The organism is Streptomyces sp. NPDC002640 (assembly GCF_053592575.1).
This window is the reverse complement of sequence record NZ_JBSFVZ010000016.1, coordinates 167,710-183,459: the sequence shown is the minus strand read 5'-3', so window position 1 is coordinate 183,459 and position 15,750 is coordinate 167,710. Positions and strand designations below refer to the sequence as shown.

Sequence of the window (15,750 nt, the reverse complement as noted above, 5' to 3'; positions counted from 1 at the left end):
GATGACTGCCGACACGCACCGCCTGTCCGCCTGCCCCGAATGCACCGAGCCGGTGGAGCCGGCCGACCTCTTCTGCGGCGCCTGTGGCCTGAACCTGTCGGCGGCGGCCGCCCCGTCGTCCGACACGCCGACGGTCGCCCTGCAGACGCGCGACGACACGCCGTCCGCCCCGCCCGCCGCCCACGAGGCCGCGGCCGCGGACACGGACACGGACACGACGGACGGCTTCCACCTTCAGCCGCCCGCCCCGCCCTCCCCGCGCGCCGCGGACCCGCGGTCCGCCGTGGCGGGCCGGGCCGGCGCCGGAGCCGCCCCGGCGGCCGCCGGCAAGGCCTGCGTGGCCTGCCGGGCCGGACGGGTCGACGGCGACGGATACTGCGAGAACTGCGGCCACGCCCAGCCGCGCGAACGGGACCACATGGAACTGGAGTCGGGGCCCGTCGCCGCGGTCAGCGACCGCGGACTGCGCCACCACCGCAACGAGGACGCCTTCGCCCTCGCCCAGGCCGCCCTCCCGGACGGCACCCCCGTCCCGGTGGCCGTGGTCTGCGACGGCGTGTCGTCCGCGACCCGCCCGGACGAGGCCTCCGCGGCCGCCTCCCGGACGGCCGCCGACGCGCTCGCCGAGGCGCTGCCCCGCGGCGTCCACCCGCAGACCGCCATGCACGAGGCGATCCAGGCCGCCGCCCGCGCCGTGGACGCGCTGGCCGGCGAACCCGCCCGGCCCCGCGAGCACGCGGCGCAGGAGAACGCGCCGGCCTGCACCCTGGTCGCCGCCCTGGTCGCCGACGACCTGCTGGTCGTCGGCTGGGTCGGCGACAGCCGCGTCTACTGGGTGCCCGACGACCGCTCCGCCCCGGCCCGGCTCACCGAGGACGACTCCTGGGCCGCCCAGATGGTCGCGGCCGGGCTGATGAGCGAGGCGCAGGCCTACGCCGACGAGCGCGCCCACGCCATCACCGGCTGGCTGGGCGCGGACGCCTACGAACTCGAGCCGCACACCGCCTCGTTCAAGCCGGACCGCCCCGGCGTGGTGGTGGTCTGCACGGACGGCCTGTGGAACTACGCGGAGACCGCGGAACAGATGGCCGAGGTCGTCCCGGCCGACGCCGCCACCCGCCCGCTGCACAGCGCCCGCGTCCTGGTCGGCCACGCCCTCGACGGAGGGGGCCACGACAACGTAACAGTGGCGGTGGTGCCGTTCCCTGGCCCCGCCCAGGGGGCAGGATCCGGCTGAGGCGCGTCGGGCCGAGGGAGCCGCGGGCGCGCGAGGGGGCAAAGCACGCATGGCGATTCTCTCGAAACCGGACGCGCCACGGTTCTCCGTGGACGTCTACCAGAACGCGTACCTGCCGGAGGGGGCCCGCGAGGTCAACGCGGTCGTCACCGTGACGGCGAGCGGCGGCGCCACGCTGAGCGGCGCCGCCGGTTCCGGCAGGGGGCCGGACGCCGCCGTGGTGATCATGGTCGACTGCTCCGGCTCCATGGACTACCCGCCGGCCAAGATGCGCGGCGCCCGCGAGGCGACCGCCGCGGCGATCGACACCCTCCGGGACGGCGTCCGGTTCGCGGTCGTCGCCGGCACCCACGTCGCCCAGGAGGTCTACCCGGGAGGCGGCCGGCTCGCCGCCGCAGGCCCGGAGACCCGCGCGGAGGCCCGGCAGGCGCTGCGCCGGCTGACCGCGGGCGGCGGCACGGCCATCGGCACCTGGCTCCACCTCGCGGAGCGTCTGCTGTCCTCCGCGCACGTCACCATCCGGCACGGCGTCCTGCTCACCGACGGCCGCAACGAGCACGAGACGCCCGAACGGCTGGCGGCCGCCCTGGAGCACTGCGCCGGCCGCTTCACCTGCGACGCGCGGGGCGTGGGCACCGACTGGGAGGTCCAGGAGGTCACCCAGATCGCCTCGGCCCTGCTGGGCACGGCCGACATCGTGGCCGATCCGGAGCACCTGGCCGCCGACTTCACCGCGATGATGGAGACGGCGATGGGCAAGGGCGTCGCCGACGTGGCACTGCGCCTGTGGACCCCGGCGGGCGCGCGCGTCCGCTTCGTCAAGCAGGTCGCCCCCTCGGTCGAGGACCTGACGGACCGCCGCACCGAGGCCGGGCCGCGGGCCGGTGACTACCCGACCGGGTCATGGGGCGACGAGTCGCGGGACTACCACGTCTGTGTGGAAGTCCCGCCCGCCGACGTCGGCCGGGAGATGCTCGCCGCCCGGGTCTCGCTGGTGGTGCCCCGCTCCGACGGCGGCGCCGACGCCCTGGGCGCCCAGGGCCTGGTACGGGCCGTGTGGACCGACGACCTGGCCGCCTCCACCTCCATCGATCCGCAGGTCGCCCACTACACGGGGCAGGCGGAGCTGGCCGAGGCGATCCAGCAGGGCCTGGAGGCCCGCAAGGCCGGTGACACGGACGCGGCGACCGCCAAGCTGGGCCGCGCCGTGCAGCTGGCGGGGCTGTCCGGAAACGCCGATACGGCGAAACTCCTTTCGAAGGTGGTGGACGTGGTCGACGAAGCGGCAGGTACTGTGCGACTGAAGACGAAGGTCGCGGAAGCCGACGAGATGACGCTGGAGACACGGTCCACCAAGACCGTGCGCGTCACACGGCGGCCGAACGAGCAGTGAACGAGCCGGCCCGACGAACGGCCGGAAGGGAGAGGGGGAAGCGCCGACATGCCGACCTGCCCGAACGGACACCAGTCGGGTTCCGAGGACTGGTGCGAGGTCTGCGGTCACCGCATGGCGGGTGCCGTGCCCCCGCCGCCTCCCCCGCCGGCCTCCGGGGGCTACGGTTTCCCGCCGCCCGGCGGCCAGGGCGGCCGGGCCCCGGAGCTGTGCCCGCAGTGCCGCACGCCGCGTGAAGGGCTGGCGCCCTTCTGCGAGGAGTGCCGGTGGAACTTCCTCACCAACTCGGCGACCTCCTACGCGCCGCCGCCGCCGTCCTTCGGCGGTCCGGGCGGCCCTGGCGGTCCCGGCGGGGGCCCGGTGCCTCCGCCGCCGCCCGGCGGGCGGTCGTACCAGCCCGACCCGTCGGAGTACCAGGCCTCGCGGCCCTCGCAGCTGAACCGTCCCGCCGAGCCGCTCGGCGGCGGGCAGGGCGGGGCGCCGGCCTCCTTCCAGCAGGGGCACGCGGGCGGGCCGCCGCCGGCCTTCTTCGAGGGCGGCGGCCGTCCCGGCGCCCCGGCCGGCGACGACTGGACCCTCCCTCCGCCCACCTCACCGGGCCCGGGCACGCCCGGCGGCCCCGGCGCACCCGGCAGCCCTGGCGGCTTCGGCGCCCCGGGCGGCCCTGGCGAGCGCGGCGGCTTCCCCGGCGGCCCCGGCAACCCGGGTGCCCCCGGCGGCTCCGGCGGCTCCGGCGGCTCCGGCGGCCCCGGTGACCGCGGCGGCTTCGGCGGCCCGGGTGGTCCGGGTGGTCCCGGCGCCCCGGGCGAGCGCGGCGGCTTCGGCGGCCCGGGCGGTCCGGGTGACCGCGGCGGCTTCGGCGGCCCGGGGGGTCCCGGCAGCCCGGGCGGTCCCGGTGCCCCCGGCGAGCGCGGTGGCTTCGGTGGCCCCGGCGAAGGCGGCGGCTTCCCCGGACCCGGCGGCCCCGGTGGGCCCGGCGACCGAGGCGGCTTCGGCGCTCCGGGCGGACCCGGCGGCCCAGGTGGTCCCGGCGGCTTCAACAGCGCTGCCGGCCCCGGTCGTCCCGGCGGCCCCGACGACCACGGCGGCTTCCCCGGCCCGGGCAACCCCGGCGGTCAGGGCGGTCCGGGCGAGCGCGGCGGCTTCCCCGGCGGCCCCGGCAACCCGGGTGCCCCCGGCGGCCCGGGGGAACGCGGCGGCTACCCCGGTAACCCGGGCGGTCCCGGCGGCTATCCCGGTGGACCTGGCGGACCTGGCGGACCTGGTGGACCTGGCGGCCCCGGCACCCCTGGTGGTCCCGGCAACCCCGGTGGCCCGGGCGGCCCCGGTGTGCACGAAGGCTTCGGCGGACCGAACGGCCCCGGCGGCTTCCCCGGCCCGGCCGGACCCGGCGGCTTCGGCAGCCCAGGCGGCCCCGGCGGTCCCGGCGGCCCCGGTGAACGCGGCGGCGCCCCCGGTGGCCCCCCGGGCCTGGCGCCATGGCCCGGCTCCCCCGGCGCTCCCGGTGCCCCTGGCCCCGGCGGCGGTTACGGCTACCCGCAGCCCGGCGGGCCCCGCCAGGAGACCTGGACGGCGACCGTCGGCCCGGACCGCGCCTACTTCATGGCGATGATGCAACGCTCCGGCCCCGAGGCCGCGGGGCTCAACCTCCCCGCGTACTCCCCGGAGCAGCAGCGGACCCTCACCGGTCCGCAGGTGACCATCGGCCGCCGCCGGCACTCCACCGGCGACACCCCGGACATCGACCTGTCGGTGCCGCCGGAGGACCCGGGCGTCTCGCACCAGCACGCGGTGCTGGTGCAGCAGGCGGACGGGAGCTGGGCGGTCATCGACCAGAACTCCACCAACGGCACCACGGTGAACGGCGCCGAGGAACCGATCCAGCCGTTCGTCCCCGTCCCGCTGCGGGACGGCGACCGCGTGCACGTCGGCGCCTGGACGACGATCACCGTCCACCGCGGCTGACCCCCGGCCGAGCCCCGGCCGGGCCACGGCCGAGCACGACCCGACCGGCACCCGGTCCGCAGGACCTCCGGCCCGTCCACAGGTCTTGAGGACCGGGTGCCGCCGTCTGAGACGATGGAGACGTGAAAGAGATTCGGCGAGGCACACTGCAGACGGAGACCTTCTACGAGCAGGTCGGCGGCGAGGAGACGTTCACCCGCCTGGTCCGCCGTTTCTACGAAGGGGTCGCCGAGGACCCGGCGCTCCGGGCGATGTACCCGGAGGAGGACCTGGGCCCGGCCGAGGAGCGTCTGCGGCTCTTCCTGATCCAGTACTGGGGCGGGCCCACGACGTACAGCGAGCAGCGCGGCCACCCCCGGCTGCGGATGCGGCACGCCCCGTTCAAGGTCGACCGCGCGGCGCACGACGCCTGGCTGCGGCACATGCGGGCGGCCGTCGACGACCTCGGCCTCTCCGAGGAGCACGAGCACACGCTGTGGAGCTACCTGACCTACGCGGCGGCCTCCATGGTGAACACCGCCGACGAGGTGTGACGCGGGCCGGAGGGGTGTGACGCGGGTCGGCGGACGACGGGGGATCCGCGGGGGCGCCGGTCAGGCGACGCCGACGCCCAGGCCGCCGAGGCGTCCGGCGCGGCGGACGGCGACGGAGCCGTAGGGGGTGCGCAGCCTCAGCCAGGACCCGCAGGACAGGATTTCCGGGCCGGGACCGGGGCGCAGGAAGCCCAGGGACTGCGCGGCGTGCACGGCCCGGACGGGCAGCCCGGTGCCGTCGACGGTCCGGGACCAGATCTGACGCCCGGTGCTGTCGAGCGCGGCGCGCGTGCGCCCCTCCGGGGGGATCTCCTCGACCCGACGGCGGAACTCGGCGACCGCGGCGGCGACCAGCCCCCGCAGCGCCTCCCCGGGCAGCGCGCCCTCGGCCTGCCAGCCGCCGCGCGGCGGCAGCAGCCCGGCCCAGGACGGCCCGGTGACCGCGGACGGCACGACGGCCTCGGCGGCGTCCTCGTCGACGGCCTCCAGCAGTTCACCCGCGGAGACCGTGACGTCGAGGGTGTCGGCGGGCTCCGCCAGCCGGACGGCCCGCACCGCGAGCACGTCGAAGGAGGCAGGGCTGCCGTAGACGGCCAGCGCCCGACCGGCGCCCTGGAGCCGGACGGCGGCGGCGCGGTCGTAGTGCAGGAGCCGGGTGAGGAAGCCGCAGAGGTCCGCGGCCTCGCCGGCGTCGGCGAAGCGGAGCTTGCTCATGCGCCGGCTGCCTCGTCGTCCCGGTACTTCTCCAGGAAGGACCGCTCGCCCTCGGTAAGCCGCCGCGGCTGCTGGAGGGCGAAGTCGAAGGGCGCCATCACCGTCGACGCCCTGGCGTACACCAGGTCCGGCTCGTCGCCGGACCCGGTGTCCTTGACCTCGTAGGCGAGGGTGAAGGAGGCCGCGCGGACCTTCGTCACCCACACCTCGACGTCCACCGGCGCGTGCCGGTGGACCAACTGCCGCCTGTAGTCGATCTCGTGGCGCGCCACCACCGTGCCCCGCGCGAAGGCATGGTCCTGGTCCGGGTGGAACAGCATGTCCACCCGGGCTTCCTCCAGGTAGCGCAGGAACACGACGTTGTTGACGTGCCCGTACGCGTCCATGTCGCTCCAGCGCAGGGGGCAGCGGTAGAGGTGGCGCACGCGTCGATCAGTCCCGGGTCAGCTTCTTGTAGGTGGCGCGGTGCGGACGGGCCGCGTCCGGGCCGAGCCGCTCGATCTTGTTCTTCTCGTAGGACTCGAAGTTGCCCTCGAACCAGAACCACTTGGACTCGCCCTCGTAGGCGAGGATGTGCGTCGCCACGCGGTCCAGGAACCAGCGGTCGTGGGAGACGACCACGGCGCAGCCCGGGAACTCGAGCAGCGCGTTCTCCAGCGAGGACAGGGTCTCGACGTCGAGGTCGTTGGTCGGCTCGTCGAGGAGCAGCAGGTTGCCGCCCTGCTTCAGGGTGAGCGCCAGGTTCAGGCGGTTGCGCTCACCGCCGGAGAGCACACCGGCCGGCTTCTGCTGGTCCGGGCCCTTGAAGCCGAACGCCGAGACGTAGGCACGCGAGGGCATCTCGACCTGGCCGACGTTGATGTAGTCGAGACCGTCGGAGACGACCTCCCACAGCGTCTTCTTGGCGTCGATGTTGGCGCGGCTCTGGTCGACGTAGCTGATCTTGACCGTCTCGCCGACCTTGATGTTGCCGGCGTCCGGCTCCTCGATGCCCTGGATCATCTTGAACAGCGTGGTCTTGCCCGCGCCGTTCGGACCGATGATGCCCACGATGCCGTTGCGCGGCAGGGTGAAGGACAGGTCGTCGATCAGGACCTTCTCGCCGAAGGCCTTGCGGAGGTTCTCCACCTCGACGACCACGTTGCCCAGACGCGGGCCCGGCGGGATCTGGATCTCCTCGAAGTCCAGCTTCCGCATCTTGTCGGCCTCGGCGGCCATCTCCTCGTAGCGGGCCAGACGCGCCTTGGACTTGGCCTGCCGCCCCTTGGCGTTGGAGCGCACCCACTCCAGCTCCTCCTTGAGGCGCTTGGCGCGCTTGGCGTCCTTCTGCCCCTCGACCTTCAGACGCGTGGCCTTGGTCTCGAGGTACTTGGAGTAGTTGCCCTCGTAGCCGTGCAGGCGGCCGCGGTCGACCTCGCAGATCCAGCCGGCGACGTTGTCCAGGAAGTACCGGTCGTGGGTCACGGCGACGACGGTGCCGGCGTACTGGGCGAGGTGCTGCTCCAGCCAGTTGACCGACTCGGCGTCGAGGTGGTTGGTGGGCTCGTCGAGGAGCAGCAGGTCGGGCGCCTCGAGCAGCAGCTTGCACAGCGCGACGCGGCGGCGCTCACCACCGGAGAGGTTGCTGACCGGCCAGTCGCCGGGCGGGCAGCCCAGGGCGTCCATGGCCTGCTCCAGCTGGGCGTCCAGGTCCCACGCGTTGGCGTGGTCCAGGTCGTCCTGGAGCTTGCCCATCTCCGCCATGAGCTCGTCGGAGTAGTCGGTCGCCATCAGCTCGGCGATCTCGTTGAACCGGTCGAGCTTGCCCTTGATCTCGGCGACGCCCTCCTGAACGTTCTCCAGGACCGTCTTCTCCTCGTTGAGCGGGGGCTCCTGGAGGAGGATGCCGACCGTGTAGCCGGGGGTCAGGAACGCGTCACCGTTCGACGGCTGCTCCAGACCGGCCATGATCTTCAGGACGGTCGACTTTCCGGCGCCGTTCGGGCCGACGACGCCGATCTTCGCCCCGGGGAGGAAGGAAAGGGTGACGTCGTCGAGGATCACCTTGTCGCCGTGCGCCTTGCGCGCCTTGCGCATGGTGTAAATGAACTCAGCCAAGAGAAACCGTCCGGCAGCTTGAAACTCGCGGTGGGCAGATACACCCCATCTTGCCGTACCGCCACCCCAGGACGAAAACGACCGGTCCCCGGGGCGGAGCGGAACGTGAGGGGGAACTCACTCCTGGTGGGCGTCCCGGCGGCGCTGCCTCGCCACGCTGAGGACCGCGGCGCCGACGACCACCAGGCCCGCGCCGATGGAGGCCGCGAGTTCGGCGCCGCCGCCCCCGCCGGTGGAGGCGAGGTCCTCGCCGTCCGTGGACGGGGGCGAGACGGAGGGCAGCGGGCTCGGCGGCCGGGGCGCCGTCTGCGTCCGCAGGGCGGCCGCGGCGCTGTCCGTGAGGCAGTCCAGCACCCCGCTGAACATCACCGGCCGGTTCTCCTTCGGCCCCGAGGCGGCCTCGACGCCGACGGTGTACGCCTCGTCCTCCGCCAGCGGCTGCGAGACCGTGCGCCGCTCCCCCGGGGCAAGCACGTAGTCGGTGCCGGCCACCCGGTAGGTGAAGTCCTCGTTCCCCCGGTTGAGCAGGGTGACGTCGAGGCCGGACGTCCGGTCGGAGCCGGACGCCTCGCAGCGCTCCCGCGCCCACAGGCCCGGCACGGCGCCGTCCTTCCGCCACACGGTGGTGGCGGTGGCCCGCACCGTGGTCTCGCTGGAGGCGGCGACCACCTGGGTCTGGCTGCGGCTGTCGGAGGTGAGCGCCCGCCCGACGGGGACGGTGGTGGTGGCCTCCACCGTGAGCGTGGCGGCGCCGTCGTCGGCGTCGTGCGGGATGTCGACGTACAGCCGGCCGCCGTCGTCCACCGTCTCGACGGCCTTGCCGTTCTTGTCGGTGATCCACGCCGGACTGGTGTCGGCGGGCGGCAGCACCGTCACGTCGTCGGCGCCGGTACGGACGGTGATCGGGCCTATTCGGGTGCCGGGGCGCCCGGCAGCGGCGGGCGGCTCCAGCCTGAGGGAGGCGCGGGGCTCGTCCTGGGCCCGGGCGTGCTTCACCAGGTAGTCGGCCAGCCGCTCGGCCTGCGGGTCGGTGGCTATGACGTCGGACCCGTCGGAGAGCCGCCAGACGGCGACCTGGGTGCCGGCGGCCGCGTCCTGCTCGGTGAGCCCCTTGGCCTTGGCCCGCGCGGCCAGTTCGGTCAGGTCGTCCACCTGCGGGTAGGAGTGGCGCAGCACCCAGACGATCCGCCCGGCGTCGCGGTTGCCGGCCAGCGAGGTCCCGCTCCAGTCGCTCTCCTGGTAGACGACCCCGGGCTGGGTGGTGCGTTCGATGTCCACGCCGTAGGTCTGCAGGGTCCCGCCGCCGTCCACGGAGAGCTCGAAGAGTCCGGCCGGCACCTCGCGTTCGCCGTCCGCCCCGCGGATCACCGCGGTGCCGAAGGCGCTCAGGTCGTCGGCGACCGCTGTGGCACCGCCCGCGTTCCACTGCGGCGCCACGAGGCCGCCCACCTCCCCGGTGGCGGCGGAAGCGCCGGTCGCCCCGGCCGCGGCCAGCAGGCCGGACACCAGCGACACCACGGCGGCACGAACCGCCCCGGACCGACGCGCGGACCTCGCGTGGAACGACGAAATCACGGAACTCCCCTCCGGTCACGGCCTTCTGACGCGGGCCCTCGGGAGCCGTACGCGGCGCCATCGACCCATGACCCACTCAGGCATCCTAGGGAAGGCGGCCGTCCGGCCCGGCGGCGAGCCCGGCCCCGGACGGTTTCCGACTCGGAATTGTTACCGCCCGAAACGCCACCAACCGGGGCCGATCCGGACGACTCCCGGTGACATCACGTCAACAAGGCAGCGCCCGAGGATGCTTGCACGCCCCACGGATCCGCCGGGGGTCCTGGTGGCGGCCCCTGGCCGGCCCGCACGGCCGCCTCGTACGTCTGCCGGACCGCACCGCCGTCGTGCCGCACCGCACCGCCGTCACCCGGCACGCCGCCCGCCTCGCCCCTGACGGTCCGCCGGAAGGCCGACGTGCCGCGCGCCAGGTCGTGGCCCACGGTGGCCGCCTCGATGTCGACGTCGGTCCGGGACTGCCCGTCCCGGGTGTCGGCGCGCACCTTCAGCCTGCCGTGGACCACCACCGGGTCCCCCACCGACACCGAGGCCGCCACGTTGGCCGCCAGGGAGCGGCGGGTCCACACCGTGAAGAAATTGGTGTGCCCGTCGACCCACATGGCCTTCTCCCGGTCCCAGTAGCGGGGGGTGGCGGCCAGCCGGAACCGGGCGACCTGGCCCCGTTCGTCCTCCCTGTGCACCGGCTGCGTCGCCACGTTGCCGACCGCGCAGATCACCGTCTCGTTCATCGCTCGTCCCTTCACCACGGGCATCCGTGAGTACGCCGACGGGCCCGTCCCGTCCGGCCTGGGTTCCAGAATGCGGCCGGTCGAGCGGGCCCGTGGCGGGCTGTGGACTCAGAGCGAGGTTGTGGACAACTGCCCCGCCCGTGCGGGTGAACGGGCCGCCCCGAGGCCGCCGGTGCCGACCGGCACGGCCCCGCTGACCATGCCGTACTGCTCGCGCACCTCGCGGTGGCGGGCCACCTCCTCGACGACGGGCTCCAGGACGCGGATCCGGCCGCACTCCTCGGCGGCCTCCCGCAGCCGCAGTTCGGCCTCCAGGCCGTACCGCCGCGCGGGCGCCCGCGCCGCCGCCCGGCACGCCCACTCCACCGCGGGTCCGCCGACGATGCCGATCACCATCAGCAGCACCGGCACGCCCAGGTCGGCCTCCAGCACCCCGACGATCTGCCCGGCCAGCCAGACACCGCCGATCACCTGCACCAACGTCATCGCCGCCTGCACCAGCACCGCAGCCGGCCACCAGAAGGGCCGCGGGGGCCTGCCGGGCAGGGCCGCGCGCCGGGACAGCTCGTCGAGTTCCTCCGGCAGTCCCTCGGCGCCGCGCAGCGCGGCCTCGCGCACCGCCTGCGCCCAGGGCCCGGGCATGCCCTGGCAGGCGCGCTCGGTCACCGTCCGCACCGCCTGCTCCACGATCTGCCGCGCGGTGGCCTCGTCGTCGGCGGGCTGGGTAACGGCGAGCCGCCGGGTGGTGAGCGGCGCCCGCCGCCCCTGGTGCCAGCGCCACAGCCGCAGCCACGGCGTGCCGCAGGCCCGGTTGGCGCCGCGCATCCAGGCGCGTTCGGCGGCCTCCCCGGCGGCCCGCGATCCGACCGCGGCGGCCAGGCCGTCGGCGAACTCGTCGCGCGCCTCCTCGCTGAGACCGGCCCGTACGCCCGTGGTGTAGGCGGGGCGCAGCCGGGCCGCGGCGGCGTCCACGTCGGCGGCGATCCGCCGGGCGGCCGCCCCGCGTTCGCGGACGAACCGGCCCAGCGCGTCCTTCAGGTCGTCCACGCCGTCCCCGGTGAGGGCGGACAGCGCCAGCACGGTCGCACCGGGCTCGCCGTGCTCGCTGAGCGCGATGCCGTCCTCGTCGAGCAGCCGCCGCAGGTCGTCGAGGACCTGGTCGGCGGCCTCTCCGGACAGCCGGTCGATCTGGTTCAGCACGACGAAGGTGACCTCGGCGTGCCCGGCCATCGGCCGCAGGTACCGCTCGTGGAGCACCGCGTCGGCGTACTTCTCCGGGTCGACGACCCAGATCACCGCGTCCACCAGGGTGAGCAGCCGGTCGACCTGCTCACGGTGCTGGACGGCGGCCGAGTCGTGGTCGGGCAGGTCGACCAGGACCAGGCCGCGCAGCCGCTCCTCGTCCTCGATGTTCTGCAGCGGGCGGCGCCGCAGCCGGCCCGGGATCCCGAGGCGGTCGATCAGCGGGGCGGCGCCGTCGCTCCAGCTGCAGGTCAGGGCCGCGGCGGTGGTGGGCCGGCGCACCCCGGTCTCGGAGATGGCCACCCCCGCCAGGGCGTTGAAGAGCTGCGACTTGCCGCTGCCGCTGGCTCCGGCGATGGCGACGACGGTGTGCTGACCGGAGAGCGAGCCGCGTTCGGCCGCGCGGTCGAGGACCTGGCCGGCCTCGGCGAGGGTCCTGCTGTCGACGCGCGCCCTGGACATCCCGATCAGCTCGCGCAGCGCCTCCAGCCTGGCGCGCAGGTGGTTCCCGTAGACCGACTCGGCGGCGGGCTGCGCGGTGGAGGCGGAGGGGGCGGACACGTGGCGCGCGGCGAGGGGTTTCGCGGTGGCGAGCCCGGCGCGGCGCACCAGCGAGCCGCCCGGGCCGGGGAAGCCGGGGGCGGCGGCGCCCCGGCGCAGCCCGACGTGTTCGTCGGACCGGGTGCTCCCGCCGGGCCGGGTCCGGGCGCGGTCCGCGCCCGCCCCGTCCACCCGGACGCGCCGCACATGGGCCCCGCCCGCGGCCCCGGGCTCCTCGTCCTCGCCCACCGGACCGGTGCCGCCGGACCCCAGCTCGGAGTCGCCGGACCCCCGTCCCGTGCCGCCGGACCGCAGCCCCCCGTCACGGGACCGCCGCTCGAAGTCGCCGGACCCCAGCTCGGAGTCGCCGGACCCCCGCCCCGTGCCGCCGGACCGCAGCTCCCGGTCACGGGACGGCCGCTCGGATTCGCCGGACCTCAGCCCCTGGCCGCCGGACCGCTGCTCGGTGTCCCCGCCGTGGGCGGCCCGGGCCGTGCGCGGGGCGTCCGCCGGGGTGCCGTGGCCGGGTGGGGCGGTGGTTCCGCCGTCGGCCGGCGGGTCGGCGGGACCGTCCGCGGCACGCCGGGCCGGACCCTCGGGCCCGCTCCCCCGGGCGTCCGGGCCGCTGCCCGTCCCGGCAGACCCGTCTCCCGGTCCGGGTTCGGGCTGTTCGGGGCGGTCCGTGTGGTCCTGGTCAGTGACGGCGGTCACCGGTCACCTCTCCTTCTGCAGTACGGACAGCGCGGCGATCAGTTCGGACTGTGGCTCGGCGTGCACGTCCAGCGCCTCCAGCGGGGAGAGCCGGCGTTCGCGTTCGGCCGCGATCACCCGGTCGACCAGCGAGGTGAGCAGCCGCGATCCCCGGTCCCGCAGGCGCAGCGCCCCGTGGGGACCGATCCGTTCGGCGAGCCGCTCGCCGGAGGAACGGGCCCGCCGCCCGCCCAGCAGCGCGGTGGCGGCCAGCGCGGCCACGGCCTCCGGGTCGGGCGCGCCGGAGCGTTCCAGCTCGCGGACCTCGTCCTCGGCGTACTCCTCGATCTCCCGCCGCCAGCGCCGCACGGCCATCCCGATGCGGTGCTCGGCGCTCTCACCGCCGGACGCCTCGTCGTCGAGCAGTCCGGAGGCCTCGGCGGCCGGTTCGCGACGCCAGGTCTCGTCGGCGCGTTCGTCGGCGGCGGTCACGGCGCACAGCAGCAGTTCCGTCAGGCTGTCGCAGAGCGCGTCGAGCAGTTCGTCGGGTTCGCAGTCCAGCGGGTAGGCCCGCCACCGCTTCAACGCGTCCCCGGCGAGCGCGGCGCCGGCCTGGATCCGCCCACGGACCCGCACGTGCTCGCTGTCGTACGCCTTCTCGACGGCGTTGGTGAGCCGCAGCGCGGCGGCGTACTGAGCGGCGGCCGCGCCTGCCAGTTCCGGCATCCTGGTCCGCAGCGAGTCCAGCACGCCCCGCGCGGTGCGGGCCACCGCGTACCCGCGGGCGGCGGGGTCCTCGGCGAGCCGGGTCAGCCACTCCCGGAGCGGGGCCACCGCGCTGCCCGGCAGCAGGCCGCCGCCGGACGCCGACTCGGGCAGCTCCGGCACGGTGAACCGGGGCACGTCGCCGAGACCGGCCTTGGTGAGCAGGGCCGCGTACTGCCGGGACACCTCGTTCACCACCTGGTGCGGCACCCGGTCGAGCACGGTGACCAGGCTGACGTCGTACTGCTTGGCGACGCGCAGCATGTTCCAGGGCACCGCGTCCGCGTACCGGGAGGCGGTGGTGACCATGATCCAGACGTCGGCGGCGCAGATCAGCTCGGCCGCCAGCACCCGGTTCTCGGCGACCAGCGAGTCCACGTCCGGGGCGTCGATCAGGGCCAGTCCGCGCGGCAGGGTCTCCGCCGTCTCGATCCGCAGCGCCCGCTGCGCGGCGCCGTCCCGCCCGCGCTCGCCCCGGCCGCCCCGCGCCCCGCGCACGCCGCGCCGCGCCGGTTCCTCCGCGGGGTCCTTGGTGTCGCCCTGCACGCGGGTGAGCCGGGGCAGCACCCGCATACCGCTGAACCAGTGACAGTCCTCCGGATGGCAGACCAGCACCGGGGTCCGGGTGGTCGGCCGCAGTACCCCGGCCTCGCTGACCTGACGTCCGACCAGCGAGTTGACCAGCGTGGACTTCCCCGCGCCGGTCGATCCGCCGATCACCGCGAGCAGCGGCGCCTCCGGGTCCCGCAGGCGCGGCACCAGGTAGTCGTCGAGCTGCGCGAGCAGCTCCTCCCGGTTGGCCCGGGCCCGTGGGGCGCCCGCCAGCGGCAGCGGGAAGCGTGCGGCGGCGACGCGCTCACGCAGGGCGGAGAGTGCGTCGAGCAGCTGAGGCCGTACGTCCAAGGTCACCACATGTGAAGAATGCCCAATTTTACGGACTTTCTGAAGCATATGGGCATGTCTGCGTGCCGCCGGGTCCAGGAAGGGAAGGGACGGCCGGGCCGCACGCATAACGAGTGCACAACACCCGGCGCGTCAGGCGCGAAAAGCGCTGCGCGAATCAGCACTGCCTGGGATTATCAGGAATCGCTTCACCGAACCTCCACATCGAGCCACGGAGGCGAGGCGCTCGGGGCGTGAAGGATGGGACCCCTATCCTTGTCCCCGGCAACGTCAAGGACACGCCCGGACCCGGGCACCGCGACAGAGGCCAGCACACCGGCCCCCGTAGCTCAGTGGATAGAGCAGGCGCCTTCTAAGCGCTTGGCCGCAGGTTCGAGTCCTGCCGGGGGCGCTCGAAAGGGCTGGTGACAGCCCTCCGCGCCCGGCGCGGACCGCCCGCCCGACAGGGCGGGATCCGTACGGCCACGGCCGGCACCGTCCCCGCGAACTCCGCCCGGCGGCCCGCCCGTCGTACCGCTCGCGCCGCCGGACCGGCCGGCGATTCCCCCACCGGATCACCTCCGGCGGTCCCCCGCGTCACGACCGCGCCCTCCCGGAACGGGAAGCCGATCTTCACGCCGCCACCCAGTGGCACGGCGGACGCCGGCGCACGCCCGCCCCGCCGGACGAGCCCGCGCAGGGGCGGCCACCGCGGCTCCTCCGGCGGGGCGGGTGTCCGCCTCCTCACACCTCGCCGAAGTCGAGCCGCCCCGGCGGGTCCACCCCCGACGGGGCGGACAGCGGCACAGACCGTTCGTCGTGCGGGCCAGTCGTGCGGGCCGAGGGTTTCTGTTCCGCGGCCGAATTCACCCGTCCGGCGGTGGTGTTCCGCCTGTTCGGCGGCATGGTTCGTCCATCGGTGACGGGCCTCTGTTCAAAACGGGTGATTGCCTCGAACCATGCCGTTACCAGGACGACAGAGGCGCGTTGAAGGGGGAGTGCGGCGGCGTTGACCTGCTGTCGCCCTCACCGAGTAAGAAGGAGTACGTGATGTCTCGCATCGCGAAGGCTGCCGTTGTCGCGTTCGGCACGGGTGCCGTTGTTCTGGGCGGCGCCGGCATGGCGCTGGCGGACGCCGAGGCGGAGGGCCAGGCCGTTGGTTCGCCGGGTGTCATCTCCGGCAACGTGATCCAGGTTCCGATCCAGGTTCCGATCAACCTCTGCGGCAACACCATCGACATCATCGGCCTGCTGAACCCGGCCGCGGGCAACGTCTGCGCCATCGACAGCGAGTTCGAGAAGGACGACAAGGGCCACAACAAGGGCCACAACAAGGGCCACGGCTACGGCCACTGAGCCTGGCGTTCCGCTCTTGCGGTATTGCACGAG

12 protein-coding genes and 1 tRNA gene are annotated in these 15,750 nt (G+C 75.0%); 6 read left to right on the top strand and 7 right to left on the bottom strand.

The window, feature by feature from the left end; translation table 11 throughout:
* The first annotated feature begins 1 nt into the window (after position 1).
* The 4 genes from ACWD3O_RS21695 to ACWD3O_RS21680 all read left to right on the top strand — a co-directional run bounded on the left by ACWD3O_RS21695 (position 2) and on the right by ACWD3O_RS21680 (position 5,128).
* Positions 2-1,237: a PP2C family protein-serine/threonine phosphatase gene (locus tag ACWD3O_RS21695; RefSeq protein ID WP_451416995.1), complete on the top strand. Its 1,236-nt coding sequence runs from the start codon at positions 2-4 to the stop codon at positions 1,235-1,237.
* 49 nt (positions 1,238-1,286) lie between these two features.
* A complete protein-coding gene (locus ACWD3O_RS21690; RefSeq protein ID WP_451416994.1) occupies positions 1,287-2,630 on the top strand; it encodes a vWA domain-containing protein in 1,344 nt (447 codons plus the stop codon).
* Positions 2,631-2,678: 48 nt separating this feature from the next.
* Complete coding sequence (locus ACWD3O_RS21685) at positions 2,679-4,595, top strand: FHA domain-containing protein (protein WP_451416993.1); 1,917 nt, start codon at positions 2,679-2,681, stop codon at positions 4,593-4,595.
* 122 nt (positions 4,596-4,717) lie between these two features.
* Positions 4,718-5,128: a globin gene (locus ACWD3O_RS21680; RefSeq protein WP_451411958.1), complete on the top strand. Its 411-nt coding sequence runs from the start codon at positions 4,718-4,720 to the stop codon at positions 5,126-5,128.
* Positions 5,129-5,188: 60 nt separating this feature from the next.
* Here ACWD3O_RS21680 and ACWD3O_RS21675 read toward each other — a convergent pair whose 3' ends face one another.
* The 7 genes from ACWD3O_RS21675 to ACWD3O_RS21645 all read right to left on the bottom strand — a co-directional run bounded on the left by ACWD3O_RS21675 (position 5,189) and on the right by ACWD3O_RS21645 (position 14,391).
* Complete coding sequence (locus ACWD3O_RS21675; RefSeq protein WP_451416992.1) at positions 5,189-5,842, bottom strand: hypothetical protein; 654 nt, start codon at positions 5,840-5,842, stop codon at positions 5,189-5,191.
* Positions 5,839-6,267, bottom strand: coding sequence for an acyl-CoA thioesterase (locus ACWD3O_RS21670; RefSeq protein WP_451411960.1), 429 nt, complete (start codon positions 6,265-6,267; stop codon positions 5,839-5,841). Before ACWD3O_RS21670 ends, ACWD3O_RS21675 begins: the two co-directional genes overlap by 4 nt.
* 7 nt (positions 6,268-6,274) lie before the next feature.
* Positions 6,275-7,939, bottom strand: a complete 1,665-nt coding sequence (gene ettA / locus ACWD3O_RS21665; RefSeq protein ID WP_451416991.1) for an energy-dependent translational throttle protein EttA — start codon at positions 7,937-7,939, stop codon at positions 6,275-6,277.
* A gap of 117 nt (positions 7,940-8,056) precedes the next feature.
* Positions 8,057-9,457 (bottom strand): thioester domain-containing protein, encoded by a 1,401-nt coding sequence (locus tag ACWD3O_RS21660; RefSeq protein ID WP_451416990.1) that lies wholly within the window; start codon positions 9,455-9,457, stop codon positions 8,057-8,059.
* 260 nt (positions 9,458-9,717) lie between these two features.
* Positions 9,718-10,242, bottom strand: a complete 525-nt coding sequence (locus tag ACWD3O_RS21655) for a single-stranded DNA-binding protein (RefSeq protein WP_451416989.1) — start codon at positions 10,240-10,242, stop codon at positions 9,718-9,720.
* 108 nt (positions 10,243-10,350) lie between these two features.
* Positions 10,351-12,381 carry a GTPase gene (locus tag ACWD3O_RS21650; RefSeq protein ID WP_451417010.1) on the bottom strand — a complete coding sequence of 677 codons (2,031 nt, stop codon included), beginning with the start codon at positions 12,379-12,381 and terminating at the stop codon, positions 10,351-10,353.
* A gap of 357 nt (positions 12,382-12,738) precedes the next feature.
* Positions 12,739-14,391 (bottom strand): dynamin family protein, encoded by a 1,653-nt coding sequence (locus tag ACWD3O_RS21645; protein WP_451416988.1) that lies wholly within the window; start codon positions 14,389-14,391, stop codon positions 12,739-12,741.
* Between the two features lie 309 nt (positions 14,392-14,700).
* On the opposite strand from ACWD3O_RS21645, the gene ACWD3O_RS21640 reads away from it, so the two are divergent.
* Together ACWD3O_RS21640 and ACWD3O_RS21635 are read left to right on the top strand one after the other, a co-directional pair.
* Positions 14,701-14,773, top strand: a tRNA-Arg gene (locus ACWD3O_RS21640).
* A 638-nt stretch (positions 14,774-15,411) separates the two neighbouring features.
* Positions 15,412-15,717, top strand: coding sequence for a chaplin (locus tag ACWD3O_RS21635; protein ID WP_356135719.1), 306 nt, complete (start codon positions 15,412-15,414; stop codon positions 15,715-15,717).
* The last annotated feature ends 33 nt before the right edge of the window (positions 15,718-15,750 follow it).

Excerpts from the sequence above, each read along its gene's own strand:
- ACWD3O_RS21690 (WP_451416994.1), top strand. The coding sequence starts at position 1,287 with ATGGCGATTCTCTCGAAACCGGACGCGCCACGGTTCTCCGTGGACGTC.
- ACWD3O_RS21685 (WP_451416993.1), top strand. The coding sequence starts at position 2,679 with ATGCCGACCTGCCCGAACGGACACCAGTCGGGTTCCGAGGACTGGTGC.
- ACWD3O_RS21655 (WP_451416989.1), bottom strand. The coding sequence starts at position 10,242 with ATGAACGAGACGGTGATCTGCGCGGTCGGCAACGTGGCGACGCAGCCG.
- ACWD3O_RS21675 (WP_451416992.1), bottom strand. The coding sequence starts at position 5,842 with ATGAGCAAGCTCCGCTTCGCCGACGCCGGCGAGGCCGCGGACCTCTGC.
- ACWD3O_RS21635 (WP_356135719.1), top strand. The coding sequence starts at position 15,412 with ATGTCTCGCATCGCGAAGGCTGCCGTTGTCGCGTTCGGCACGGGTGCC.
- ACWD3O_RS21695 (WP_451416995.1), top strand. The coding sequence starts at position 2 with ATGACTGCCGACACGCACCGCCTGTCCGCCTGCCCCGAATGCACCGAG.